The 24,307-nt window shown below is 71.6% G+C and carries 28 protein-coding genes and 2 pseudogenes; 20 read left to right on the top strand and 10 right to left on the bottom strand.

Going from position 1 to position 24,307, the window contains the following annotated elements; genetic code table 11:
- Positions 1-72 precede the first annotated feature (72 nt).
- From hisD to BLS56_RS31230, 4 genes are read left to right on the top strand one after another with little or no spacing between them, the layout of a single operon-like run.
- Positions 73-1,395 carry a histidinol dehydrogenase gene (hisD, locus tag BLS56_RS04065; protein ID WP_091448228.1) on the top strand — a complete coding sequence of 441 codons (1,323 nt, stop codon included), beginning with the start codon at positions 73-75 and terminating at the stop codon, positions 1,393-1,395.
- The gene (locus tag BLS56_RS04060; protein WP_091448227.1) at positions 1,392-2,495 is read left to right on the top strand and encodes a histidinol-phosphate transaminase; all 1,104 of its coding nucleotides are present in this window, start codon (positions 1,392-1,394) and stop codon (positions 2,493-2,495) included. Before hisD ends, BLS56_RS04060 begins: the two co-directional genes overlap by 4 nt.
- The gene (hisB, locus tag BLS56_RS04055) at positions 2,492-3,100 is read left to right on the top strand and encodes an imidazoleglycerol-phosphate dehydratase HisB (RefSeq protein WP_091448225.1); all 609 of its coding nucleotides are present in this window, start codon (positions 2,492-2,494) and stop codon (positions 3,098-3,100) included. The genes BLS56_RS04060 and hisB overlap by 4 nt, the downstream gene beginning before the upstream one ends.
- Before the next feature lie 36 nt (positions 3,101-3,136).
- A complete protein-coding gene (locus BLS56_RS31230) occupies positions 3,137-3,301 on the top strand; it encodes a hypothetical protein (protein WP_175482651.1) in 165 nt (54 codons plus the stop codon).
- 56 nt (positions 3,302-3,357) lie between these two features.
- Here BLS56_RS31230 and soxR read toward each other — a convergent pair whose 3' ends face one another.
- From soxR to BLS56_RS04040, 3 genes are all read right to left on the bottom strand, one after another.
- Positions 3,358-3,804 (bottom strand): redox-sensitive transcriptional activator SoxR, encoded by a 447-nt coding sequence (soxR, locus tag BLS56_RS04050; RefSeq protein WP_407640483.1) that lies wholly within the window; start codon positions 3,802-3,804, stop codon positions 3,358-3,360.
- Positions 3,805-3,857: 53 nt separating this feature from the next.
- Positions 3,858-4,403: an RNA 2'-phosphotransferase gene (locus BLS56_RS04045; protein WP_091448222.1), complete on the bottom strand. Its 546-nt coding sequence runs from the start codon at positions 4,401-4,403 to the stop codon at positions 3,858-3,860.
- A 109-nt stretch (positions 4,404-4,512) separates the two neighbouring features.
- On the bottom strand, positions 4,513-4,758 hold the full coding sequence (locus tag BLS56_RS04040; RefSeq protein ID WP_091448220.1) for a hypothetical protein: 246 nt from the start codon (positions 4,756-4,758) through the stop codon (positions 4,513-4,515).
- Positions 4,759-4,883: 125 nt separating this feature from the next.
- Here BLS56_RS04040 and hisH point away from each other — a divergent pair, with 125 nt between their 5' ends.
- Genes hisH through BLS56_RS31225 form a run of 3 tightly spaced genes read left to right on the top strand, consistent with a single transcriptional unit; the run spans position 4,884 to position 6,517 of the window.
- Complete coding sequence (hisH, locus tag BLS56_RS04035; protein WP_091448790.1) at positions 4,884-5,519, top strand: imidazole glycerol phosphate synthase subunit HisH; 636 nt, start codon at positions 4,884-4,886, stop codon at positions 5,517-5,519.
- A gap of 59 nt (positions 5,520-5,578) precedes the next feature.
- A complete protein-coding gene (gene priA / locus BLS56_RS04030; RefSeq protein WP_091448218.1) occupies positions 5,579-6,310 on the top strand; it encodes a bifunctional 1-(5-phosphoribosyl)-5-((5-phosphoribosylamino)methylideneamino)imidazole-4-carboxamide isomerase/phosphoribosylanthranilate isomerase PriA in 732 nt (243 codons plus the stop codon).
- Between the two features lie 36 nt (positions 6,311-6,346).
- The gene (locus BLS56_RS31225; RefSeq protein ID WP_175482650.1) at positions 6,347-6,517 is read left to right on the top strand and encodes a hypothetical protein; all 171 of its coding nucleotides are present in this window, start codon (positions 6,347-6,349) and stop codon (positions 6,515-6,517) included.
- 598 nt (positions 6,518-7,115) lie between these two features.
- Here the strand turns inward: BLS56_RS31225 and BLS56_RS04025 are convergent.
- From BLS56_RS04025 to BLS56_RS04015, 3 genes are all read right to left on the bottom strand, one after another.
- Complete coding sequence (locus tag BLS56_RS04025) at positions 7,116-7,496, bottom strand: PPOX class F420-dependent oxidoreductase (RefSeq protein ID WP_091448216.1); 381 nt, start codon at positions 7,494-7,496, stop codon at positions 7,116-7,118.
- 145 nt (positions 7,497-7,641) lie between these two features.
- Positions 7,642-8,112: an SRPBCC family protein gene (locus tag BLS56_RS04020; protein ID WP_091448215.1), complete on the bottom strand. Its 471-nt coding sequence runs from the start codon at positions 8,110-8,112 to the stop codon at positions 7,642-7,644.
- A complete protein-coding gene (locus BLS56_RS04015) occupies positions 8,109-8,495 on the bottom strand; it encodes an ArsR/SmtB family transcription factor (RefSeq protein ID WP_091448213.1) in 387 nt (128 codons plus the stop codon). Before BLS56_RS04015 ends, BLS56_RS04020 begins: the two co-directional genes overlap by 4 nt.
- Before the next feature lie 193 nt (positions 8,496-8,688).
- Between BLS56_RS04015 and BLS56_RS04010 the strand changes: the two genes are divergently transcribed.
- From BLS56_RS04010 to hisI, 5 genes are all read left to right on the top strand, one after another.
- Complete coding sequence (locus tag BLS56_RS04010) at positions 8,689-9,150, top strand: BP74-related protein (RefSeq protein ID WP_091448212.1); 462 nt, start codon at positions 8,689-8,691, stop codon at positions 9,148-9,150.
- Between the two features lie 71 nt (positions 9,151-9,221).
- Positions 9,222-10,859, top strand: a complete 1,638-nt coding sequence (locus tag BLS56_RS04005) for an alkaline phosphatase D family protein (protein WP_091448211.1) — start codon at positions 9,222-9,224, stop codon at positions 10,857-10,859.
- 57 nt (positions 10,860-10,916) lie between these two features.
- Positions 10,917-11,690, top strand: coding sequence for an imidazole glycerol phosphate synthase subunit HisF (gene hisF, locus BLS56_RS04000; protein WP_091448789.1), 774 nt, complete (start codon positions 10,917-10,919; stop codon positions 11,688-11,690).
- Entirely contained in the window at positions 11,687-12,040 is a 354-nt protein-coding gene (locus tag BLS56_RS03995; protein ID WP_091448209.1) for a hypothetical protein, read from the top strand. The genes hisF and BLS56_RS03995 overlap by 4 nt, the downstream gene beginning before the upstream one ends.
- The gene (gene hisI / locus BLS56_RS03990; RefSeq protein ID WP_091448208.1) at positions 12,037-12,375 is read left to right on the top strand and encodes a phosphoribosyl-AMP cyclohydrolase; all 339 of its coding nucleotides are present in this window, start codon (positions 12,037-12,039) and stop codon (positions 12,373-12,375) included. The genes BLS56_RS03995 and hisI overlap by 4 nt, the downstream gene beginning before the upstream one ends.
- Before the next feature lie 259 nt (positions 12,376-12,634).
- Here hisI and BLS56_RS03985 read toward each other — a convergent pair whose 3' ends face one another.
- The gene (locus tag BLS56_RS03985) at positions 12,635-13,246 is read right to left on the bottom strand and encodes a TetR/AcrR family transcriptional regulator (RefSeq protein ID WP_091448206.1); all 612 of its coding nucleotides are present in this window, start codon (positions 13,244-13,246) and stop codon (positions 12,635-12,637) included.
- A gap of 103 nt (positions 13,247-13,349) precedes the next feature.
- On the opposite strand from BLS56_RS03985, the gene BLS56_RS03980 reads away from it, so the two are divergent.
- From BLS56_RS03980 to BLS56_RS03945, 8 genes and pseudogenes are all read left to right on the top strand, one after another.
- A complete protein-coding gene (locus tag BLS56_RS03980) occupies positions 13,350-14,906 on the top strand; it encodes an anthranilate synthase component I (RefSeq protein ID WP_091448204.1) in 1,557 nt (518 codons plus the stop codon).
- The gene (locus BLS56_RS03975; protein ID WP_091448203.1) at positions 14,899-15,423 is read left to right on the top strand and encodes a Trp biosynthesis-associated membrane protein; all 525 of its coding nucleotides are present in this window, start codon (positions 14,899-14,901) and stop codon (positions 15,421-15,423) included. The genes BLS56_RS03980 and BLS56_RS03975 overlap by 8 nt, the downstream gene beginning before the upstream one ends.
- 112 nt (positions 15,424-15,535) lie before the next feature.
- Positions 15,536-16,345, top strand: a complete 810-nt coding sequence (gene trpC, locus BLS56_RS03970) for an indole-3-glycerol phosphate synthase TrpC (RefSeq protein ID WP_091448201.1) — start codon at positions 15,536-15,538, stop codon at positions 16,343-16,345.
- On the top strand, positions 16,324-17,643 hold the full coding sequence (trpB, locus tag BLS56_RS03965) for a tryptophan synthase subunit beta (protein ID WP_407640471.1): 1,320 nt from the start codon (positions 16,324-16,326) through the stop codon (positions 17,641-17,643). The genes trpC and trpB overlap by 22 nt, the downstream gene beginning before the upstream one ends.
- On the top strand, positions 17,644-18,438 hold the full coding sequence (gene trpA, locus BLS56_RS03960) for a tryptophan synthase subunit alpha (RefSeq protein ID WP_091448199.1): 795 nt from the start codon (positions 17,644-17,646) through the stop codon (positions 18,436-18,438).
- Between the two features lie 197 nt (positions 18,439-18,635).
- Positions 18,636-19,037 (top strand): annotated as a pseudogene (locus BLS56_RS03955) (Uma2 family endonuclease); the annotation flags it as partial.
- 48 nt (positions 19,038-19,085) lie between these two features.
- Positions 19,086-19,958: pseudogene (lgt, locus tag BLS56_RS32060) on the top strand (prolipoprotein diacylglyceryl transferase); the annotation flags it as partial.
- Positions 19,959-20,476: 518 nt separating this feature from the next.
- On the top strand, positions 20,477-21,370 hold the full coding sequence (locus BLS56_RS03945) for a bifunctional methylenetetrahydrofolate dehydrogenase/methenyltetrahydrofolate cyclohydrolase (RefSeq protein ID WP_091448196.1): 894 nt from the start codon (positions 20,477-20,479) through the stop codon (positions 21,368-21,370).
- A 12-nt stretch (positions 21,371-21,382) separates the two neighbouring features.
- Here the strand turns inward: BLS56_RS03945 and BLS56_RS03940 are convergent, their stop codons facing one another.
- The 3 genes from BLS56_RS03940 to BLS56_RS03930 form a co-directional block, all read right to left on the bottom strand.
- A complete protein-coding gene (locus BLS56_RS03940) occupies positions 21,383-22,162 on the bottom strand; it encodes an ABC transporter ATP-binding protein (RefSeq protein ID WP_091448194.1) in 780 nt (259 codons plus the stop codon).
- Positions 22,163-22,226: 64 nt separating this feature from the next.
- Complete coding sequence (locus BLS56_RS03935) at positions 22,227-23,258, bottom strand: FecCD family ABC transporter permease (protein WP_091448192.1); 1,032 nt, start codon at positions 23,256-23,258, stop codon at positions 22,227-22,229.
- 104 nt (positions 23,259-23,362) lie between these two features.
- Positions 23,363-24,292, bottom strand: coding sequence for an ABC transporter substrate-binding protein (locus tag BLS56_RS03930; RefSeq protein ID WP_091448191.1), 930 nt, complete (start codon positions 24,290-24,292; stop codon positions 23,363-23,365).
- Positions 24,293-24,307: the final 15 nt, after the last annotated feature.

The raw sequence follows: 24,307 nt of genomic DNA, 5'->3' as shown, positions 1-24,307 counted from the left end.
GGGTACCGCCCCGATCGGGTGCGTATACGCAGCGCATATTCTGGGGAGGTCCCCTCGTCCTGGAAGGACCTCATGCTGACGCGTACCGATCTGCGTTCCGCCCTCCCGTCGCCCGCCGAGCTGCGCACCACGCTGCCGCGGGCCGAGGTCGACGTGGACGCGGTGCTGCATCAGGTCCGCCCGATCGTCGACGACGTGCGCGCGCGGGGTGTCGAGGCCGCCCTGGAGTACACCGAGAAGTTCGACCAGGTCCGGCCGGACTCGGTCCGGGTGCCGGTGGCCCACCTCGAACGCGCCCTCGCCGAACTGGCCGAGCCGGTCCGCGCGGCGCTGGGGGAGGCCATCGCCCGCGCCCGGGTCGTGCACAACGAGCAGCGCCGGGTCGAGACCACCACGCGGGTCGCGGCAGGCGGCACGGTCACCGAGCGCTGGGCCCCGGTCCAGCGGGTCGGGCTCTACGCCCCCGGCGGGCTCGCGGTGTACCCGTCGACCGTGGTGATGAACGTGGTGCCCGCCCAGGCCGCCGGGGTCGAGTCGCTGGTCGTGTGCTCGCCGCCGCAGGCCGAGTTCGGCGGCCTGCCGCACCCGGGCATCCTGGCCACCGCCGCGCTGCTCGGCGTAGACGAGGTGTGGGCGGTCGGCGGCGCGCAGGCGGTCGCGCTGCTGACCTACGGCGGCGTCGACACCGACGGCGCCGAGCTTGCCCCGGTCGACATGGTCACCGGGCCCGGCAACATCTACCTGACCGCGGCCAAGCGGCTCGTGCGCGGGCTGGTCGGCATCGACGCCGAGGCCGGGCCGACCGAGATCGCCATCCTCGCCGACGCCGGAGCCGACCCGGCGCACGTCGCCGCCGACCTGATCAGCCAGGCCGAGCACGACCCGCTGGCGGCCAGCGTCCTGGTCACCGACTCGGTCGAGCTCGCCGACGCGGTGGACGCCGAGCTGGCCCGCCGGGTGCCGCTGACCAAGCACAGCGAGCGCGTCGGGACCGCGTTGCGCGGCAAGCAGTCCGGCACGATCCTGGTGTCCTCTGTGGACGACGGCATCCGGGTGGTGGACGCCTACGCCGCCGAGCACCTGGAAATCCAGACCGCCGACGCGCGCGCGGTGGCCGACCGGGTGCGCAGCGCGGGCGCGATCTTCGTCGGCCCGTACGCCCCGGTGTCCCTCGGCGACTACTGCGCGGGCTCCAACCACGTGCTGCCCACCGGCGGCTGCGCGCGGCACTCGTCCGGCCTGTCGGTGCAGACGTTCCTGCGCCACATCCACGTGGTCGACTACAGCGAGGCCGCGCTGCGCGAGGTCGCCGGGCACGTCGTCGCCCTCGCCACGGCCGAGGGCCTGCCCGCGCACGCCGAGGCCGTCACCGCCCGGTTCCCGGAGGGATTGTGAGCACACCGGGAGAGCGGGCGGCGCTGTCGGACCTGCCGCTGCGCGACGACCTGCGCGGGCGCTCGCCGTACGGGGCGCCGCAACTGGACGTGCCGTACCAGTTGAACACCAACGAGAACCCGTACCCGCCGCCGCCCGCGCTCGTCGCGGACATCACCGCAGCGGTCGGGGAGATCGCGGCCACCCTGCACCGCTACCCCGACCGGGACGCGACCGGGCTGCGCACGGACCTCGCGAGCTACCTGACCGCGGCCACGGGTGTCGGGCTGAGCACGGCGAACCTGTGGGCGGCCAACGGGTCCAACGAGGTGCTGCAACAGATCCTGCAGGCCTTCGGCGGCCCGGGGCGCACCGCGCTCGGCTTCGAGCCGTCGTACTCGATGCACCCGATCATCGCCGCGGGCACCCGCACCGAGTGGGCGCCGACCCCGCGCCGGGCGGACTTCTCCCTCGACGTGGCCGCCGCGGTGGCCGTGCTCGCCGAGCGCGCGCCGGACATCGTGTTCGTGACCAGCCCCAACAACCCGACCGGGCAGTCGATCCCGCTCGCCGACCTGCGCGCGCTGATCGCCGCCGCGCCCGCGATCGTGGTCGTGGACGAGGCCTACGCGGAGTTCTCGCCGCAGGAGAGCGCGGTCGCGCTCATCGACGAGTTCCCCACGAAGGTGATCGTCAGCCGCACCATGAGCAAGGCGTTCGCCTTCGCGGGCGGGCGGCTCGGCTACCTCGCCGCCGCGCCCGCCATGGTCGACGCGCTTCTGTTGGTGCGCCTGCCTTATCACCTGTCGTCGCTGACCCAGGCCGCCGCCCGCGCCGCCCTGCGGCACGCCGACGAGACGCTGGCCTCGGTGCACGCCCTGGCCGCCGAACGCGACCGGGTGGCGCTGGCGCTGGCCGGGCTCGGCGCCGCGGTCGTGCCAAGCGACGCCAACTTCATCCTGTTCGGACACTTCGCCGACCCGCACGCCACCTGGCAGTCCTATTTGGACCGGGGCGTGCTCATCCGGGACGTCGGCATCCCCGGGCACCTGCGGGTCACCGTGGGCACCCCGGCGGAGAACGACGCGTTCCTGGCCGCCAGTAAGGAGATCGTGCAGTGAGCACCACCAACCGCGTCGGCCGGGTCGAGCGGGCCACCAAGGAATCCTCGGTCCTGGTCGAGATCGACCTCGACGGCTCGGGCAAGGTCGAGGTCTCGACCGGTGTCCCGTTCTACGACCACATGCTCACCGCGTTCGGCGCGCACGGCTCGTTCGACCTGACCGTCCGGGCCACCGGGGACATCGAGATCGACGCCCACCACACCGTGGAGGACGTCGCCATCGTCCTCGGTCAGGCGCTGCGCGCCGCGCTCGGCGACAAGGCGGGCATCCGCCGCTTCGGCGACGCCTGGATCCCGATGGACGAGACCCTGGCGCACGCCGCGGTCGACGTCTCCGGCAGGCCGTACTGCGTGCACACCGGCGAGCCCGAGGTCATGGTCGGCTTCACCGTGGGCGGCAACTACCCGACCGTGCTCAACCGGCACGTGTTCGAGTCGATCGCCTTCCACGCCCAGATCGCCCTGCACCTGCGGGTCATCCACGGCCGCGACCCGCACCACATCACCGAAGCCGAGTACAAGGCGTTCGCCAGGGCGCTGCGCGCGGCGTCCGAACCGGACCCCAGGGTCGGCGGCATCCCCTCGACCAAGGGCGTGCTCTAGAGTTCGCGAGTCCGCCCGGCAACGGAAGGTGCGCAGGTGCCCAAGGAAGTCGTCGTCATCGGCTTGATCGCCCTCGCGGGCATCCTCGTCGGCGGGGTCTACACGACGTGGAAGTCGGCCAAGGTGATGGCGGTGATCCTGCTGCTGCTGGCGCTGATCGCCGCGGGCGGCGCGGTCGCCTGGTACGTGTCCTCGTCCTGACCGGGCTGTCTTGACCCACCCGTCCTGACCCAGCCGTCCTGACCGGCTGCCCAGCCTCAGCTGATGCCGCCTTCGCTGCCCGCCTTGAGTCGGGGCGCGCCCGGCCCGAAGGCGGCCAACTGGTCGTCGCCGTTGACCAGCAGGCAGGACTTGAGGGACAGGCAGCCGCAGCCGATGCAGGACGTGAGGTTGTCGCGCAGCCGCTGCAGGGCGTCGATGCGGGCGTCGATCTCACCGCGCCAGGTCTTCGACAGCTTGGTCCAGTCGACTTTGGTCGGGGTGCGCCGGTCCGGCAGGGTCTCCAGCGCGTCGCGGATCTCCTCCAGGCTCAGGCCGACGCGCTGGGCGGTGCGGATGAACGCGAGCCGCCGCAGGACCGCGCGCGGGTAGCGGCGCTGGTTGCCCGCGGTGCGCTCGGAGTGGATCAGGCCGCGTTCCTCGTAGAAGCGCAACGCGGTGTGCGGGACTCCGCTGCGGTCGGCGACCTCGCCGATGGTCAGCATCTCGGGCAGCTTGGACACCCCACCGAGCCTACCGTGGCCGCCTCAGCGTGACCTCAAGGTAGGTCTAAGTACTGGACGGGCACGCGCGCGACCAGCCAGACGCCGTTCGCGCTGAGGTAAAACACATGGCCGTCGGCGGCCATCGCGGCGGCGGCGACGGTCAGGACGACCGGCTTGCCGCGCCGCGCGCCGACCCGGACCGCGGTGTCCCGGGTGGCGGACAGGTGCACGTCGTGGCGGCTCATCGGGCGCAGTCCCTGCGCCCGGATCGCGGGCAGGGCGGCGGCCACGGTGCCGTGGTAGAGCGTCTCGGGCGGCTCGGCGGGCGACAGTCCCAGGTCGACGGGCACGCTGTGCCCCTGGCTGGCCCGGATGCGCGTGCCGGTCTCGTCAAAGGCGAACCGCGACTTGTCGTTCTCCGCGACGACGCGCTCCAGCAGGTCCCGGCTCATCCGGGCGCCGTGCCGCGCGAGGGCGGCGAGCAGGTCGTCAACCGGCACCCAGCCCGCCCGGTCCAGGGTGATGCCCACGCTCTCAGGCGCGTGCCGCAACACGAGCGAGAGCCGCTTCGAGAGGCGAATGATGTTCTTGTCTTCCATTTCGGAAGGCATTGGACCACAGTCGGGCGGAACGGCGTAGCCGGTTTCTGACGGCGAGCAGCGCAGCCGGTAAGTCCATAGTGGACACGAGATCGCCGCGCCGAGCGCGTCAGGCGGGGGCGGGGTGGGTCCGCTGCTCGGCGGGAGCGGGGATCTCCAGTTCCTCGAGGGTCAGCGGGTCATCCGTTCGGGGGGCGAGCAGCGCCGCGGCGATGCCGATCCACAACAGGGCCAGCGGTGCGGGCCAGATCACGCCCTCCGCGAAGGCGATGTAGGTGTTCACCAAGGCCGCGATCACCAGGATCGAGGCCAGCAGCCAGCGGACCGGCCGTCTGTCCAGCGTCCGAGCCGTCACTGTGAGTCCTCCACGTTCGGTACCCCGACCTAGTATTCGCTGGGTGGAGTACCCGTTCGAGTGGTGGATCTATCCGATCTTTTATTACGGTTCGGTCACGGCCGGTGGGCGGCTACGCTGAGCGGGTGGCACGAGTCGTCGTACTGGACTACGGATCCGGCAACCTTCGGTCGGCTGAGCGCGCGTTGCGGCGCGTCGGCGCGGACGTCGAGGTGACCGGGGACTTTCACGCCGCCCTGGAGTGCGACGCCCTCGTCGTGCCCGGGGTCGGCGCCTACGCGGCCTGCATGGCGGGCCTGCTCGCGGTGCGCGGCGACCGGATCATCGGCCGCAGGCTCGCGGGCGGGCGGCCGGTGCTGGGCATCTGCGTCGGTATGCAGATCCTCTTCGACCGGGGCATCGAGCACGGCGTCGAGACCGACGGCTGCGGACAGTGGCCCGGCGTCGTGGACCGACTGGACGCCGACGTGGTGCCGCACATGGGGTGGAACACCGTCCGGGCGCCGGAGAAGTCCGTGCTGTTCAACGGGCTCGGCCCGGACACGCGGTTCTACTTCGTGCACTCCTACGCCGCCCGCTCCTGGAATCTGCACCCCGAGCCGCCGATGATCGAGCCGCTGGTGACCTGGGCCACGCACGGCGACGATTTCGTGGCCGCCGCCGAGAACGGCCCGCTCTCGGCCACCCAGTTCCACCCGGAGAAGTCCGGTGACGCTGGCGCGCAGCTGCTGGAGAACTGGCTCGCCGACACCACCGGGTGAGCACGCCGACCGGCAGGCCACCTGTCATGCCGCCGGACAGCACCGCTTAGGCTCACCGGGTGAGCTTCTACCTGCTGCCCGCCGTCGATGTCGCCGATGGCCAAGCCGTCCGTCTCACCCAGGGTGAGGCGGGCACCGAGACCCACTACGGCTCCCCGCTTGAGGCCGCCCTGGCCTGGCAGGCCGATGGGGCCGAGTGGATCCACCTAGTCGACCTCGACGCCGCGTTCGGCCGGGGGAGCAACCGCGAGCTGCTCGCCGAGGTCGTGGGCAGGCTCGATGTCAAGGTGGAGCTGTCCGGCGGCATCCGCGACGACGAGTCGCTGGCGGCGGCGCTGTCCACCGGCTGCACCAGGGTGAACCTGGGCACGGCCGCGCTGGAGAACCCCGAGTGGTGCGCCAAGGCGATCGCCGCGCACGGCGAGCAGGTGGCGGTGGGCCTCGATGTCCGCATCACCGATGGCGTCCACCGGGTCGCCGCGCGCGGGTGGACCACCGACGGCGGCGACCTCTGGGAGGTCCTGGACCGCCTCGACCGCGACGGCTGCTCCCGGTACGTGGTGACCGACGTGAGCAAGGACGGCACTTTGCAGGGCCCGAACCTGGACCTGCTGCGCGCGGTCTGCGCCAAGACCGACGCGCCGGTGATCGCCTCCGGTGGTGTGTCCACTGTGGACGATGTGCGTGCGCTGGCCACCCTGGCCGACCTCGGCGTGGAGGGCGCGATCGTCGGCAAGGCGCTTTACACGGGCAACTTCACCCTCCCGCAGGCCCTCGCCGCGATCGGCTGAGCCGCGGCCGGCCGCGGCGTCCGGTTTGATCGTCGCGTGGTCGAGGGATGCGGCCGGTGGGCCGGTCAGGTGTCGGTGGGCAAGCAGGCCGTAGGCGAACACGTCGACCGCCGTGCTGAGCGCGCTCGGCAGGATCGCGGTGTCGCCGCGGCCACTCCGGACGCCGAACGCCGGATCGCCGCCGCTGGCCTCGCGCGCGGGCGGTGAGCCGGTCAGGTAGGCGTGGTCGAAGCCGACCAGTCGGGGAACGCGCCGGTCGCCGCGCTCGGACTGGTGCGGCAGCACGTTTCGCGGTGGCAGGTCGCCGTGCGCGATCCCGCGCCGGTGCGGCAGTCCCATGCCGTCGGCGATGGCGCCGAGCAGCGCGGTGAGGCGCGGTCCCGGTCATCTCGTGCGGGACTACGCCATCGGCCACATGCACCCACTGGGGCGGCGCGCGGAACTTTCTGAAGACGTATGCCTGGCCTTCCCTCTCGGCGGCCACGCCGAGCGGGTCGTCCGGATTGTTCGCTCAGCGCCGCCGCGAGCGCGGCACCCGCTCGATGTCCTCGCCGCCGCGGTCGACGATGTCGAGCAAGATTCGACCAAAATCGTAGAGGAACTGCGGAAGATGGTTCCTGAACTTCAGGGTAGTGGGGGGTACCGGTCTGCTGGGCCTGTTCACGTCGGTTCGATCGAGGTTCGGTAGCCGGTAAAGCGCGTGATGGTCGCTATGCCGCCCGTCGCCAGGGCGGTCGCGGTCCGTGCGCTTGTCGGTGCTGATCTCGGCCTTTGGTAGGCAGGAGGCAGGCGGTTTCGGTCGGGATCAGTCGAGGGTGATCGCGACGCCGATGGTGCCGTTGGGGCCTCGGCGGAGTCGGCTGCCGAGCATGGTGATGCGGCCGACGATGCCGTACTTGCGTTGGATCAGCCTGCGGGTGTGCTCGGAGCCGTCCGCGTCCAGCAGGCGGGCGGTGCCGGGGGTCGTGGGGCCGGACTTGGCGCCGCGGAAGTCGCACTCGGCCACCTCGACTCGGCCGTTGTTGCGGATCCGCTTGACCTTGCCGGAATTGGCGACCGTCCAGAACAGCAGTTCCGTGCCGTCGCGGACCACCCAGACCGGGGTCGGCACCGCGGTGCCGTCCCGCTTGAAGGTTGTGACGAGCAGGTACTTGCCGTCGCCGAGGCGGACTGTATCCGAATCCATGGCCGAACCCTACCCCCGCCGGGTGTGCCGCACCGACCGTCCACTGAGGACTTGACGGCCCCGGCCGCAGGCGGGGGCGTCGCGGGCGTGTGGGGCCACCTCGCCAGTTCGGTGGCCCCACACGCCCGCGCGCTGGCGGACTCGCTCAGAGCGTGGGGAGCAGTTCGGTCAGCCGCTCCATGGAGTCGTTGACCCCGTGCTCCATGCCCGCCTCGATGTGCGCGTCGCGGGCCTCGACGCTCTGGTGCACCGAGTGCATCCGCAGCAGGGTGCGCCCGTCGCGCTCTTCGAACGTGACGCGCTCCAGGGTGACGTGGCCGGGGGCGCCCTCGAACTCGAAGGTCTGGGTGATGCCCGCGACCGACGGCTCGCCGTGGAAGACGCCGTGGAAGCCGTACTCGGAGCCGTCCTCGTCGGTGTGCACGTAGCGCCACGCGCCGCCGTGGTGGAACTCGTGCTGGTTGACCTTCATCGACAGCCTGCGCGGGCCGAGCCACTGCACGAGCAGTTCCGGTTCGGAGTAGGCGCGGAAGAGCAGTTCGGCAGGCGCGTCGAACTCGCGGGTCACCTCGATGAACGGCGTGCCGGGGGGTGCGGTGATGGTGGTCTCGCTCATGACTGGGATTCCTTTCGGGACTGGGGTTCAGTGGCATTGGTTTCGGCGGCCGGCTCTCGCAAGCGGGCGAGCAGTTCGTCGAGCCGGTCGTGGCTCTCCTGCCAGTACTCGCGATAGCCGACCAGCCATTGGGTCGCCGTGCGCAAGGGCTCCGCCTCCAGGTGGCTGAGGCGGGCGGTCGCCCGGCGGCTGCGGGTGATCAGCCCGGCCTGCTCCAGCACCTTGAGGTGCCGGGAGATGGCCGGTTGCGAGACGTCGAACGGGGCGGCCAACTCCGCGACGTTCGCGTCTCCTTCCCGCAGCCGTTGGAGGATCGCCCGCCGAGTGGGATCGGCCAGCGCCCCGAACACGGCGCTGAGCTGGTCCGACGTCGACGCTGTCATCCTCGGCTCTGTCATTCATAACCATTTCGTTCTAGAAGAGATGGGTTAAGGATGCACCCGGGCGGCCGGTTCGTCAACCCCCTCCGTCCTCTTTGGAGTGGTGTTCGCCGCGACGCCCGACACGGGTCGCGCGCGCCTCATTACGTTCGGTGGTGCCTTGATCCCAAGGCGCAGACCGATACCGGAGGTGCTTATGCGACGTCTGATCCGCAGGCTCGGGGTGCTCGCCCTGCTCGTGCCGCTGGCTCTGTCCGCCGCTCCACCCGTCCACGCCCAGCCAGGCGGCGGCGCAGGCGCGCGGGACGTGGCCGAGGTGGCCTACTTCGAGTTCACCGACGTCACTCGGGAGAGGTTCGTCTTCGCCCTCGCCGACTCCGACAAGATCGAGCACGCGCGCAGGATTCTGGACGGGGAGGAGACCGAGCGAGTCCACGTCGTCGGCCGGATCTTGAAGCGACAGGCCCCTTACAACCCCCGGTGGAGTTACCACCTCAACCCGGAGACCATCGACTTCTTCGAGTACGCCATCGAGGTCTGCGACGCGACGATCCCCTTTGTCGAGGACCATCTCGACGAGGCGGGCGGCGCGTTCCTGCCCGGCCTGGTCTGGTGCCCCTGGACCTCCCAGTTGACTCGCGAGCTGCCCAACCCGTAGCGGCGGCTTCGGAGGAAGTTCATCCGCAAGTAGGGTGTGACAGATGTCCCGCTCGTGTATCACTGGCGGGTGTGAGCCCTTCCTCCGCGTTCGACCGCCGCGCTTTCCTCAAGACCTCCGCCGTCGCGGGCGGCGTCCTGCTCGTCCCGGCCGCTGTGGCCGGGCGGGCGGGAGCCGCGGCCGAACCGCGGTTCGCGCACGGCGTCGCCTCCGGCGACCCGCTGCCGGACGGGGTCCTGCTCTGGACCCGGGTCACGCCGACACCGGACGCGACTCCCGGCTCGGGCGTCGGGCCCGCGGTGGAGGTCAGGTGGGAGGTGGCCGCCGACGCGGACTTCGCCACCGTGGTCCGGTCCGGCGCCGTCTCGACCGGGCCGGACCGCGACCACACCGTCAAGGTCGCCGTCGACGGGCTGGCCCCGGCGACCGCCTACCACTACCGGTTCCTCATCGACGGCGTGCCGTCGCCGACCGGACGAACCCGGACCGCCCCGGCCGTCGACGCCGACGTGCGCGGGCTGCGGCTCGGACTGGTCTCCTGCTCCAACTGGCAGGCGGGCTACTTCTCCGCCTACCGCCACCTCGCCGCCCGCGGCGACCTCGACGGCGTGCTGCACGTCGCCGACTACCTCTACGAGTACCAGGCGGGCGGCTACGGGGCCCGCGGCGTGACCGTCCGGCCGCACGAGCCCGCAGGCGAGATGATCACCCTCGCCGACTACCGCCGCCGCCACGCCCAGTACAAGACCGACCCCGACTTGCAGGCCCTGCACGCCGCGCGGCCCTGGTTCATCACCTGGGACGACCATGAATACGCCAACGACGCCTGGTCCGGCGGCGCGCAGAACCACCAGCCCGCCGAGGGCGACTGGGCCGCCCGCAAGGCCGCCGCCCGCCAGGCGTACTTCGAGTGGATGCCCGTCCGCCAAGGGCCGGGCGGGGAGATCCACCGCCGGTTCCGCTGGGGCCGCCTCGCCGAGCTGTCCCTGCTCGACCTGCGCAGCTACCGCTCTCTCCAGACCACCCCGTCCTCAGGCGACCCCGCCGACCCGGCCCGCACCATCACCGGCGACCCGCAGATGGCCTGGCTCAAGTCCGGCCTCGCGGGCACGGACGCGACCTGGAAGCTCGTCGGCAACTCCGTGATGATCACCCCGATCTCGGTCGGCAACCTGGAGGCCCGCTTCGCCGAAGCCCTCGGCGGCCTGATCGGCCTGCCGGTCGGCGGCGTCGCGGCCAACTCCGACGCGTGGGACGGATACACCGCCGACCGGCAGGAGCTGCTGGGCCACCTCAAGGACAACCGGGTCAAGAACACGGTGTTCCTGACCGGCGACATCCACTCATCCTGGGCAGCGGACGTCCCACTGGACCGGTCGAGCTACTGGTGGAACGGCAACAGCGCCGCCACCGAGTTCGTCACCACCTCGGTCACCAGCGACAACATCGACGACATCCTCAAGGCCGAGCCCCGCACCCTGTCCGTGCTGGTGGAAGCGGCCTTGCGGACCGGCAACCCGCACCTCAAGCTCACCGAACTCGACTCGCACGGCTACTCGGTGGTCGACGTCACCCCCGACCGCCTCCAGACCGACTGGTACTACCTCGCCGACCGCACCAGCCCCACCTCCGCCGTCCGCTACGGGAAGTCCCTCGCCACCAAGGCGGGCACCCAGAAGGTCACCTCGGCGAGCGGCCCGGTGGGCTGAGCCGCCGCCCTTGTGGTCGTGACCGGGTCCGCGCCCGCGCCCCGTAGGCTCGTCGGCATGTCAGTAGCGGTGCGCGTGATCCCCTGCCTGGACGTCGACGCCGGGCGGGTCGTCAAAGGCGTCAACTTCACCGACCTCGTCGACGCGGGCGACCCGGTGGCGCTGGCCGCCGCCTACGACGCCGAGGGCGCGGACGAGCTCACTTTCCTGGACGTGACCGCGTCCTCTTCGGACCGGGAAACCACCTTCGACGTCGTGCGCCGCACCGCCGAGCAGGTGTTCATCCCGCTCACCGTCGGCGGCGGCGTCCGGACCGTCGAGGACGTGGACAAGCTGCTGCGCGCCGGGGCGGACAAGGTGGGCGTCAACACCGCCGCCATCGCCCGCCCGGAGTTCCTGCGCGAGGCCTCGCACCGTTACGGCGCCCAGTGCATCGTGCTCTCCGTCGACGCCCGCCGGGTGCCGGAGGGTTCGGCCCCCACCCCGTCCGGCTTCGAGGTCACCACCCACGGCGGCAGGCGCGGCACCGGCCTCGACGCGGTGGAGTGGGCCGCCCGCGGACAGGAGCTCGGCGTGGGGGAGATCCTGCTCAACTCGATGGACGCCGACGGCACCAAGGCCGGATTCGACCTGGAGCTGATCAGCATGGTCCGCGCCAGGGTCGACGTGCCGCTGATCGCCAGCGGCGGCGCGGGCGCCCTGGAGCACTTCCCGCCCGCGGTCGAACGCGGGGCGGACGCGGTCCTCGCGGCCAGCGTGTTCCACTTCGGACAGCTGCGCATCGGCGAGGTGAAGGACACCCTGCGCGCCGCGGGCGTCGAGGTCCGGTGAGCGGTCGTCCGCTGGAAGTCCGCGTCGCCGCGGTTCTCCTGGCGGGCGCGGCGGTGGCGTTCGCCGGACTCGGTGTCGCGCGGTCCTTTTCGGACAGTGGGGCGCTGCGGTTTCCGCTTGGCCTAGGGGTGTTGGGGCTGCTCGCGGCGGTGGTGGTCGTGCTCGGCCGGGCATCCGCTGCGGCGCTGGTCTTCGCGGCGGTCGCGGCGGTGGCCCACGTGCTGATCGCGCTTGGGGGCCTGTCCGCGTGGCTGCGGGCCGCGTCGGGCGTGTTGGCCGCCGTGCACGGCTATGTGGTTGTCCTGTTGCTGACCCGCCCGGCGCGGGAGTACTTCGGAGGTGCCCAGTGAGCGAACTCGATCCCAAGATCGCTGACCTGCTCAAGCGCAACGCTGACGGACTGGTGTGCGCGGTGGCGCAGCAGCGGGGGACCAATGAGGTGCTGATGGTCGCCTGGATGAACGACGAGGCGCTGCACCGGACTCTGACCACGCGGCGGGCTACTTACTTTTCCCGGAGCAGGCAGCGGTTGTGGGTGAAGGGCGAGACTTCCGGCCACACCCAAGAGGTGCACGACGTCCGCCTCGACTGTGATGGGGACACTGTCCTGGTGGTGGTCGATCAGGTGGACGGAGCCTGCCACACCGGTGACCGCACCTGCTTCGACGCTCGGCCGCTGTTGTAGGTGCTGCGGGGCTGGCTTGGGTGGGTTGCTCGATGGGGTGGAGTGGTTTCTTCGGGGCCCCTACGAAGGAAGATCCCGTCGTGGGAAAGACGGGTGGGGTGCCTTCGGCCCCACGACCACGGCGAGTTTAGGGATCTTCCTTCACCCCCGAAGAAACCACTCCACCCCATCGAGCACCTGGCAGGGTTGGTGCTGCCTGGCAGGTGGGCGGGTTTGGCCTGGAGGCGGCCTGGGGGAGTGGGTCAGAGGGTGGGGTTGGTCAGTCGATGGGGCCGTTGAGGTAGCGCTGAAGGGTGGGGCCGATTGCCTTGACCAAGGTGTCGATGTCCGTCCTCGCCAGTGGCTCGAATTCCGCGACGTAGCGGACCATTCCCAGTCCGATCATCTGCGACGCCACCAGGTTCGCTCGTAGTTCGGCTCTTCCGTCCACCGAGACGACGCTGGCCAGTTGGCTGAAGACGTTCTTGATGAAGAAGTCCCGCAAGGCGTTCGCCACTTGGTCATGTGATGCCACGCTGCGGATCAGGGCGGCGAAGACGCCGCCGTCCTGGGCGTCCCAGGTTGTCAGGAAGGTGCGGACGATTCGTTCGCCGACGCTGTCCGGGTCGCCTTCGAGGAGGTTGGCGATCAGTTCCTGGGGGTTGAACGGCAGTTGCAGCACCGCCTGGGCGAACAGGGCCTCCTTGCCGCCGAACCAGTGGTTGACCATGGCCGCGTCGACACCCGCGCGGCGGGCTATCGCGCGGACGGTCGCGCCGTCGTATCCCTGTTCGATGAACACCTCACGGGCCGCTGCGAGCAGGGCCGCCTTGGTGTCGGTTCCGCCGGGCCTGCGTCCGCGTCGTCGTTCGCCGTCTTGTCGCGTGGTCACGGGACCATCATGGACTATGGCCCCAAGTCATTCAACGTATGTTGAATTAGCTGGGCCGCAGGCCACCGAAAGCTTTTGGTGGCACGGCGGGCAGAATGACGTCATGGTCAGCGCGATCGGCATCTCATCCCGCCCCCCGGCGATCACCGGCATGGGTGAGGTGAGCCCCACCCGTGAGGAGTTCCACGCCCTCGCCGCGAGCCGCCGGGTGATCCCGGTGGTGCGCCGGGTGCTGGCCGACGCCGAGACGCCGGTGGGGGTCTACCGCAAGCTCGCGGGGGACCGGCCGGGCACCTTCCTGTTCGAGTCCGCCGAGAACGGGCGCTCGTGGTCGCGCTGGTCGTTCGTCGGGGTGCGCAGCCCGGCCGCGCTCACCGCAACCGGGGGCGAGGCGCACTGGACCGGCACGCCGCCGGTCGGACTGCCGGTGGGGGGCGACCCGCTCGACGCGCTCCGCGAGACCGTGCGGGTGCTGCACACCGACCCGCTGCCCGGCCTGCCCCCGCTCACCGGCGGCATGGTCGGCTACATCGGCTACGACGTCGTGCGCAGGCTCGAACGCCTCCCCGAACTGGCCGAGGACGACCTCGAACTGCCCGAACTCGTCATGCTCCTGGCCACCGACCTGGCCGCCCTCGACCACCACGAGGGCACCATCACCCTCATCGCCAACGCGGTGAACTGGGACGACTCGGCCGAGCGGGTGGACGCCGCCTACGACGACGCCGTCGCCCGGCTCGACGCGATGACGGTGGGCCTGCAGACGCCCGCGCCGCCGACGGCGGCCGTGTTCGACCGGCCCAAGCCCGACTACACGCGCAGGCGCGAGCCGGGCGAGTACCAGGACGCGGTCCGCGCGGCCAAGGAGGCCATCCAGGCGGGCGAGGCGTTCCAGGTCGTGGTCTCGCAGCGCTTCGAGATGCGCACCGAGGCCGACCCGCTCGACGTGTACCGGATTCTGCGCACCACCAACCCGAGCCCGTACATGTACCTGCTGCGGCTCGACGGGTTCAGCATCGTCGGCTCCAGCCCGGAAGCCCTGGTCACCGTGCGCGACGGGCGGGCCACCACACATCCCATCGCGGGCACCCGGTGGCGCGGCGTCGACCCGGAGGAAGACCAGATCCTGGAGAAGGACCTGCTCGCCGACGAGAAAGAGCGCGCCGAGCACGTCATGCTCGTCGACCTCGGCCGCAACGACCTGGGCCGGGTCTGCAAGCCGGGCACGGTCTCGGTGGTCGACTTCTTCCGAGTCGAGCGCTACAGCCACGTCATGCACATCGTCTCGACCGTGACCGGCGAGTTGGCCGAGGGCAAGACCGCTTTCGACGCGGTGGCGGCCTGCTTCCCGGCGGGCACGCTCTCCGGCGCCCCGAAACCGCGCGCCATGGAGCTGATCGAGGAACTGGAGCCCACCCGGCGCGGCCTCTACGGCGGCGTCGTCGGCTATCTCGACTTCGCGGGTGACGGCGACACCGCCATCGCCATCCGCACCGCGCTCATTCGCGACGGCGTGGCGTATGTGCAGGCGGGCGCCGGGATCGTCGCCGACTCCGACCCCGCGGCAGAGGACACCGAGTGCGTCAACAAGGCGGGCGCGGTGCTCGCCGCCGTCGCGATGGCGGCCACCATGGCCCCGGCGACCGGCGCCGATGGCTGAGCGCGACCCGTGGCGTCCACTGTGGATAGTGGTGGCGCTGCTGCCCGCCGCGGCCGCCGCGCTGTGGGGCGCGTCCCGGCTCGCCTGGGGCTCGGCCGTTCGGAGCAGGCCGGGCACCGACGCGACGGTGACCGTCGACGTGCCCGGCGCGGAGTTGGCCCCCGCCCTGGTGCCGTTGGCGCTGGTGGCGCTCGCCGCGGTGGCGGGCGTGCTGGCGCTGGGCGGCCTGCCCAGGCGGGTGCTCGGTGCGGTCGTCGCCCTCACGGGGATGGCGCCGATCTGGACTGGACTGTTCACCCACAGCGACACGGCCGCGTTCGGCGGGCGGGCGCTGGCGCTGGCGGGCGGCGCGCTCATGGTGGCCGCCGGGATTCTCCTGCTGCTGCGCGGCCATCGGATGCCGAGGCTGGGCGGGAAGTACAAGAGTCCCGGCGCGGCCAAGGAGTCCGCGCGGACCGAACAGGACCTGTGGCAGGCGCTGTCCGAGGGGGAGGACCCCACCGCGCCGGACCGGTGAACGCGGGACCCGGTGCCCAATGCCGGGATAGGCCGGAGTTAGCATCAATTCGGCGGGAAGGGGCAGAGCTTGTGAGCGACTACACGAGCGAGACATCGATCGAGGGTGGCCAGTGAGCATCCTGGACTCGATCATCGACGGTGTCCGGGAAGACCTCGCCGTTCGCGAAGCGGCCGTGTCCTTCGACACCATCAAGGAACTGGCCGCGAAGGCGCCGCCGCCCAGGGACGCGATCAGCGCACTGCGCGGCTCGGACGTGGGGGTCATCGCCGAGGTCAAGCGGCGCAGCCCGTCCAAGGGCGACCTGGCGCCCATCGCGGACCCGGCGTCACTGGCCAAGGACTACGAGGCCGCTGGCGCGCGCGTGATCAGCGTGCTCACCGAGCAGCGCCGCTTCGGCGGGTCGCTGGCCGACTTCGACGCGGTGCGCGCGCAGGTCGACATCCCGTTGCTGCGCAAGGACTTCATCGTCAGCCCCTATCAGGTGCACGAGGCTCGCGCGCACGGCGCGGACCTGGTGCTGCTGATCGTGGCCGCGCTGGAGCAGAACGCCCTGACCTCGCTGTTGGACCGGGTGGAGTCGCTCGGCATGACCGCGCTCGTCGAGGTGCACACCGCCGAGGAGGCGGACCGCGCGCTGGAGGCCGGGGCGCGGGTCATCGGGGTCAACGCCCGCAACCTGCACACCCTGGAGGTCGACCGGGACGTCTTCGGGCGGCTGGCCCCCGGGCTGCCGTTCGAGACGATCAAGATCGCCGAGTCCGGCGTGCGCGGCCCCAGCGACCTGATGACCTACGCGGGCGCTGGCGCGGACGCGGTGCTGGTCGGCGAGGGGCTGGTGGCCAGCGACGACCCGAAGGCCGCGCTGGTGCAGCTGGTCACGGCGGGGTCGCACCCGGCGTGCCCGAGGCCCAGCCGATGACCGGGCCCGCGGACAACGGCTCCGCCGCCAAGGGTTCCGCTGACCAGGGTTCTGCTGACAAGGATGGACAGGTGCCCGAGCACGACCCGCACGCCCCCGGACCGCACGACCCGGACGGGCGCGGCCACTTCGGCCCCTACGGCGGCCGGTTCATGCCCGAGGCGCTGATCGGGGCGCTGGACGAGCTGTCGGCCGAGTACGACAAGGCCCGGCTCGACCCGGAGTTCACCGACGAGTTCGCCCGGCTCCTGCGTGACTACGCTGGCAGGCCGTCGCTGCTCACCGAGGCGCCGAGGTTCGCCGAGCACGCGGGCGGAGCGCGGGTGTTCCTCAAGCGCGAGGACCTCAACCACACCGGCTCCCACAAGATCAACAACGTGCTGGGCCAGGCGCTGCTCACCAAGCGGATGGGCAAGAAGCGGGTCATCGCCGAGACCGGCGCAGGCCAGCACGGCGTGGCGACCGCCACCGCGTGCGCGCTGATGGGCCTGGACTGCGTCGTCTACATGGGCGAGGTCGACACCCAGCGCCAGGCGCTCAACGTCGCCAGGATGAAGCTGCTCGGCGCCGAGGTCATCCCGGTCACCTCCGGCTCGCGCACCCTCAAGGACGCCATCAACGAGGCGCTGCGCGACTGGGTGACCAACGTCGACACCACGCACTACCTGCTGGGCACCGCCGCTGGCGGCCACCCGTTCCCGGTGATGGTGCGCAACTTCCACAAGGTGATCGGCATCGAGGCCCGCGCGCAGTTCCTCGCGCAGACCGGGCGGCTGCCCGACGTGGTCACCGCCTGCGTCGGCGGCGGCTCCAACGCCATCGGCATCTTCCACGGGTTCATCGACGACCCCGACGTGCGCCTGGTCGGCATCGAGCCGGGCGGCAAGGGCATCGAGACCGGCGAGCACGGCGCCACCCTCAGCGAGGGCTCGCCCGGGATGCTCCACGGCGCGCTGTCCTACCTGCTGCAAGACGAGGACGGCCAGACCATCGAGGCGTACTCGATCTCGGCGGGCCTGGACTACCCGGGCGTCGGCCCCGAGCACTCCTGGCTCAAGGACACCGCCCGCGCCGAGTACCGCTCGGTCACCGACGCCGAGGCGATGCACGCGTTCCAGCTGCTCTCGCGCACCGAGGGCGTCATCCCGGCCATCGAGTCATCGCACGCCCTCGCCGGGGCGCTCAAGCTCGGCCAGGAGCTGGGGCCGGACGCGTTCATCCTGGTGAACCTGTCCGGTCGCGGCGATAAGGACATGGACACGGCCGCGAAGTACTTCGGCTTCTACGAGGAGTCCTAGATGGGCAGGCTCGACCCGCTGTTCGCGCAGACCAAGGCCGAGGGGCGCGCGGCGCTCATCGGCTACCTGCCCGCCGGTTTCCCCACGGTCGACGACTCGGTGGAGCTGCTGCGCGCCATGGTCGACTCCGGCTGCGACCTGGTGGAGGTCGGCCTGCCCTACTCCGACCCGGTCATGGACGGCCCGACCATCCAGGCGGCCGCCGAGACGGCCCTGCGCTCCGGCTTCCGCCTGCGCGACCTGTTCCGCGTCGTGGAGGCCGTCTCGTCGGCGGGCGGCCGCGCGGTCGTCATGACCTACTGGAACCCGGTCCACCGCTACGGCGTCGACGCCTTCGCCCGCGACCTCGCCGCGGCGGGCGGCCTGGGCATGATCACCCCCGACCTGATCCCCGACGAGGCGGGCGACTGGATCGCGGCCTCCCAGGCGCACGACCTGGACCGGATCTTCCTGGTCGCGCCGTCGTCGTCGGAGGAGCGCATCGCCCTGACCACCGCGGCCTCTTCCGGCTTCGTCTACGCCACCGCCGTCATGGGCGTCACCGGCGCCCGCGACGCCGTCGGCTCGGCGGCCGAGGGCCTGGTCGCCCGCACCCGCGCCCACACGACCCTGCCCATCGGCGTCGGCCTGGGCGTGCGCTCGGGCGCGCAGGCGGCGCAGGTCGCGGGCTTCGCGGACGCGGTCATCGTCGGCTCCGCCCTGGTCACCAGCGCCTCGTCAGGCGTCGGCGCGGTCCGGGAACTCGCCACCGACCTGGCTGAGGGCGTCCGCAAGACCCCCACCACGATCGGGTGAGCTTCGGGCCGCACGGCCGCTGAGGGCCGATTTCTGTCGGTGCCCGCTGGAACGCTCGATGTCGTGATAGCGATGCCGAAACACCCGCTCCCCTGGACCCTCCAGGAGGTTCTGGGCCTGCCTGAAGACGAGGGACAGCGAGTCGAGTTGATCGACGGCGCGCTGGTGCTGAGTCCGACTCCCGACGCCGGCACCAGCGGTCGGCGCTCCGGGTCGGTGTCTCGCTTACCGCGGGCTTGAGTAATGGGCTTGAAGTCCTTCCCGCCGTGAACGTCGTCTTGGACGACCGGCGGATGGTGATCCCCGACTTGGTGGTCACCACCCGCGCTGAGAAGGACTGGCACCACCTTGACGCGACCGATCTGCTCATGGTCGTGGAGGTGGTCTCGCGGTGGTCGCGGACTTATGACACGACGCAGAAGCGGATGCTGTACGCCGAGGCGCGAGTTCCCTATTTTCTCTTAGTCGACTCGACCGTGCGGCCGGTGGCGGCCACTCAGTTCCGGCTCAGCGGGGAGGAATACTCGCCGGTCGGGGCGTGTGCGGGTGGGGGGCTGTGGCTGGCTGAGCCCTTTCCCGTGGCGGTGGAACTGGGCTGACGGGACCTCTTCACCGGCGCGACACGCGGTCCCGTTACGGTTGGCCCCGTGACGAGCGCCTCCAACCTGATCCTGGCGAGCATCCCGAGCCCCGACCGTGGTGTGTGGGAGCTGGACCTGGGGTTCATCACCCTCCCGCTGCGGGCGTACGCGCTGTGCATCATCGCGGGGATCGTCGTGGCCATCTGGTGGGGCGAGCGGCGGCTCGTCGCGCGGGGTGGCGCGGCGGGGACCGTCATCGACGTGGCTGTCTACGCGGTGCCGTTCGGGCTGGTCGGCGGCAGGCTCTACCACGTCGCCACGGACTACTACCGGTACTTCGGTGAGGGCAAGGACCCGCTCAACGCCCTGCGCATCTGGGACGGCGGGCTCGGCATCTGGGGCGCGATCGCCCTGGGCGCGGTGGGCGCGTGGATCGGGTGCAGGCGCAAGGGGGTGCCGCTGCCGGTGTTCGCCGACGCGGTCGCGCCGGGCATCGTCGTCGCGCAGGCCATCGGGCGGGTCGGGAACTACTTCAACCAGGAGCTGTACGGCGGCCCGACCGACCTGCCGTGGGGTCTGGAGATCTACCGGCGGATCAACGAGACCACCGGCTTGGACGACCCGCTCAACGGTGTCGCGATCGACCACACGCTGATCGACAACAGCCCGGTCCACCCGACGTTCCTGTACGAGCTGGTCTGGAACCTCGTCGTCGCCGCGCTCATCGTCCTCGCCGACCGGAAGCTCCGGTTGGGCCACGGGCGGGTGTTCGCCCTCTACGTCGCCGGCTACACCCTGGGCCGCGGCGTGATCGAGATGATGCGCACCGACCCGGCCACCATGGTCCTGGGCCTGCGCATCAACGTGTGGACCTCGATCGCGCTGTTCCTCGGCGCCATCGCCTACTACGTCCTGGCCGCCAAGCGCGGTGGGCGCGAAGACCTCTCGGCGCCCGCCGTCGCCCCGGCAGGCCCGATCGATCAGGACCCCGGCGACGAATCCGCGGACTCCGCCAAGGGCACCGACTCCGGCGCGGACACGGACGAGCCGGGGGCAGGCGATGCGGCTGAGAGCACTGCCGCAGGGGACCCGGAGCAGGCCGAGGGCTCGGCCAAGGAGAGCAAGGCCGAGGTGGCCGGGTCGGCCCCGGCTGGCACGGCCGCGTCGGCCGACGCGGACCAGACCGAGGACTCTGCCCAGGTGACCGGGTCCGCCGAGCCGGCTTCGGCAGGCGCGTCCGGCGCGGATCAGACTGCGGGCTCGGCTGGCGGCACCGCGGCCGCAGGCTCGGATCAGGCCGCGGGGTCGGCCAAGGGCGCCGCACCCGCCAAGCCGAATCAGTCTGGGGACTCGGCCGCCAAGGCTTCCGACCCGAACCAAGCCCCGGTCTCCGGACAGCCCGCCGAGTCCGTGGCGTCGGGGAACAAGGACGCGGACTGAACGGGTAGCCCGCTGCCGTGACCGCTCGCATCCTCGACCCCGCCGCCCTCGCCGAGGCGTTCCGCGCCGAGATCCGCGCCGACGTCGCCCAGATCCCCGAGCCCCTCACCCTGGCCGGGTTCCTGGTCGACGACCACGGCCCCTCCAAGACCTACGCCGACTACACCCGCCGCGGCTGCGAGTCGGTCGGCATCGCCTTCGACCTGCGGGTCCTGGCCCCGGCCGACGTGGAACGCGCCGTCCGCGACGCGGGCAACGACGACCGGGTGCACGGCCTGTTCGTCTACTACCCGGTCAACGGACCCGAGCGGGACCGCTGGCTGCGCGAACTGGTCGACCCGCGCAAGGACGTCGAGGGCCTGCACTCGTTCTGGAGCCGCTGCCTCTACGAGAACCGCCGCTTCATCGACGCCGAGCGCACCAAGCGGGCACTGCTGCCGTGCACCCCGCTGGCGATCCTGAAGCTGGTCGAGGACAGCGGGATCACCGCGCCGAACGCAGCCGCCCCGCTGTCCGGCCTGCGCGCGTGCGTGTTCAACCGCAGCGAGATCGTGGGCAAACCGCTGGCCGCCATGATGGCCAACGACGGCGCCACCGTCACCTCGTTCGACGCCGACGGCCCCCAGCTTTTCCTCCCCGACTCGCGCGACGTCCACGATGTCGACGTCGACCGCGCCACCGCCCTCGCCGAAGCCGACATAGTCGTCACCGGCGTCCCGTCCCGCGACTTCCCGCTCGTGCGTCCCGACGAGATCAAGCCGGGCGCGATCTGCGTCAACTTCTCCACCTTGCGCAACTTCGCCGAGAACATCACCGACACCGCGGGCGCCTTCGCCCCACGGGTCGGCCCGATGACGGTCACCATGGCCTTGCGCAACCTCGTCCGCCTCTACCGCAACACCCGCGCCTGACCCGGGCGCGCGTCAGGAAGCGGGGCGAGTGGGGACGACCACCCGGTGGCCCCGGGCGGTCGTCAGGACTTCCACCTCGGCGGCGTAGTGCCTGGCCACGATCTCCTGCCGCAGCACCTGTTCTGGGGTGCCGACCGCGACTGGTGCGCCGTTGTCGAGCAGGAGGAGGCGGTCGGCGTACTGGGCGGCCAGGGTCAGGTCGTGCAGGGTGGTGACGACGGTCGCGCCGTCCTCGGCGCGGAGGCGGTCGACCAGTTCCAGCAGTGCCTGGGCGTGGCCGATGTCCAGGCCGGTGGTGGGCTCGTCCAGGAGCAGCAATCCCGCCTGTTGGGCCAGCACCCTGGCCAGCACCGCCCGCTGGCGTTCGCCGCCGGACAGGGTGCGCAGGGCGCGGCCCGCCAGCGCGTCGAGGTCGAGGCGGGCCAGGACCTGCGCCACGATGGCCAGGTCGCGTGCGCCCTCGCGGGCCAGGGCGCCCAGGTGCGGGGTGCGGCCGAGCAGGACGTAGTCGGTGACGGTCAGGCCGTCCGGGATCAGCGGGGTCTGCGGGGCGTATCCGATGGCGCGGGCGCGGGCCCGCGCGGGCAGCGCCGCGGTGGCCACCCCGTCCAACCGGATCTCGCCGGTGCTGGGGACCAGGCCCGCGATGGCCTTGAGCAGCGTCGACTTGCCCGCCCCGTTGGGGCCGATGACCGCGAGCCAACTGCCCGCGGGCATATCGAACGACACCGACGACACCGCGGTCCGTCCGCTGTACCCAGCGGCGACCGCGCGCAGGACCAGGCCGCTCACCAGACCACCTCACCCGTTCGGTGGCCGTGCGGGCCTGTGCACTGGGAATCGCTGGCGGGCCCGTTCATCGGACCCGGTCCCGGTTGGTGCGCAGGACCAGCACGAAGAACGGCGCCCCGGTGAACGCGGTGATCACGCCGATGGGTAGTTCGGCTGGTGCGACCACGGTGCGGGCGAGTTGGTCGGCCACGATCAGGAACACCGCCCCGCCCAGCAGGGACAGCGGCACCACCACCCGGTAGCTGGCCCCGGCGAGCAGCCGCACGACGTGCGGGACCACGATCCCGACGAACCCGATCAGCCCGCTCACCGCTACCGCCGCCGCGGTGGCCAGGGACGCGGCCAGCAGCACGTAAAGCCGCACCCGCCCAGGCCGCACGCCCAGCGACGCCGCCTCGTCGTCGCCGACGGCGAGGACGTCGAGCAGGCGCGCGGACAGGCACAGCACGACCGCGGCCACCGCGATGTAGGGCAGGGTCAGCAGCACCTCGTGCCAGCCGCTGGTGTTCAGCCCGCCCAGCATCCAGGTGTAGACCTGTTTGATCGTGTCGGTGTTGAGTTGCTGCGCGAAGGTCTGGATCGCGGTGAGGAACGCCGCGACCGCGACCCCCGACAGCAGCAGCACCGCCGTCCCGCCGCCCGCCGAGCGGCCCAGCAGCCAGGTCAGCCCCACCCCGCCGAGCGCGCCAGCGAACGCAGCCAGCGGCAGCGGCCCGATCACCCAGTCCGCCGCCGCGGGCGCGGCGACCACCACGATGGTGGCCGCCATGCCCGCGCCCGCCGCGGCGCCGAGCAGGTACGGGTCGGCGAGCGGGTTGCGGAACACGCCCTGGAACGCCGCGCCGGACACCGCGAGCGCCGCGCCGACCAGCCCGGCCAGCAGCACCCGGGGCAGGCGAACCTGCCAGACGATCGCGGCCTCCCGCTCGCTCAGCGGCGACACCCCACCGGTGACCTGAGCGACGATCTCCCGCGCGACCCGCGTCCAGCCCAGCTCGGCCGCGCCCAGCAGGGTCGACACCGTGACCGCCGCCAGCAGGGCCAGCACTCCGGCCGCCAGCACTAGCGGGGTCAGCCGGGTTCGTCGGGTGTCCACCGCGGTTTAGCCTTTCCTCATGTGGGCAGGCACCGTGACTGCCAAGCAGGGCCAGCACTCCCCGCCGCCGGCACGAGCCGGGTCCGCCGCGTGTCCACCGCGGCTCAGCCTGCCTTCGTGACCGCGTCGGCGACCGCGCGGACCAGGTCGACCACCCGTGGGCCCCAGCGGGAGGCGATGTCGTCGTCCAGGACGACCACGTTGCCGCGGCGCACCGCGTCGACGGTGTCCCACCCTGGCCGCGCGGCCACGGTCTGCGGGGTCTGCGCGCAGCACTTGGTGTCGGCGAGGAACACCAGCGCGGGGTTCGCCTTGATCACGTACTCGGTGGACAGCTTCGGGTAGCCGCCCGCGTCGACGTCGGCCGCGTCGGCCACATTGGTCAGTCCGAACAGGCCGTACACACTGCCGATGAAGGTCTTCGACGTCACCGAGTACAGCTCGGTGTCCAGTTCGTGGTAGTACGACAGCGGTTTCTTGGGCGTGTCCCGGACGATCTTGTCGATGTCCGCGCGCATCCGCGTCACCAGGTCGGCGGCCTCGGCCGGGTGGCCGGTCGCCTTGCCGAGCAGGTCCAGCTGACCGTAGACGTCGTCGAGCGACCGGGCCGATGGCAGGATCAGCACCGGGACGGACAGCCTGCCCAGGCCTGCCACCAGGTCGCCCGCGTCGCCCGCGGCGACGACCAGGTCGGGGGAGTGGGCGCCCAGGGCCTCGACGTTCACGGTTAGTCCCGACAACGCGGTGCGGGGGGCCTCGGCGGGAAAGGTCGACTGGTCGTCCACCGCGACCACCTGCTTGCCCGCGCCGACCGCGAAAAGCCCCTCGGTGGCGCTGGAGGACAGTGAGACGATCTTCTCGGGCCGCTTGGCCAGGGTCACCTTGGCCCCGCCGGGCGCGGTGAGCGTGACCGGGAAGCTCGCGCTCGCCGGTGGTGGCGCGGTCTCGGCGGGTTGTTCGCGGGTGGCGCACCCGGTGAGCGCGCCAATCAGCAGTGTCGCGGCGACCAAGCGTCGGACGGCCGACTGTGTCATCGTGGACCTCGGGTC

This window comes from Actinokineospora iranica (genome assembly GCF_900101685.1).
In the GTDB taxonomy this organism is placed as follows: Bacteria; Actinomycetota; Actinomycetes; order Mycobacteriales; family Pseudonocardiaceae; genus Actinokineospora; species Actinokineospora iranica.
The sequence above is the reverse complement of the archived record's forward strand: the minus strand, read 5'-3'. Positions and strand labels throughout refer to the sequence as shown.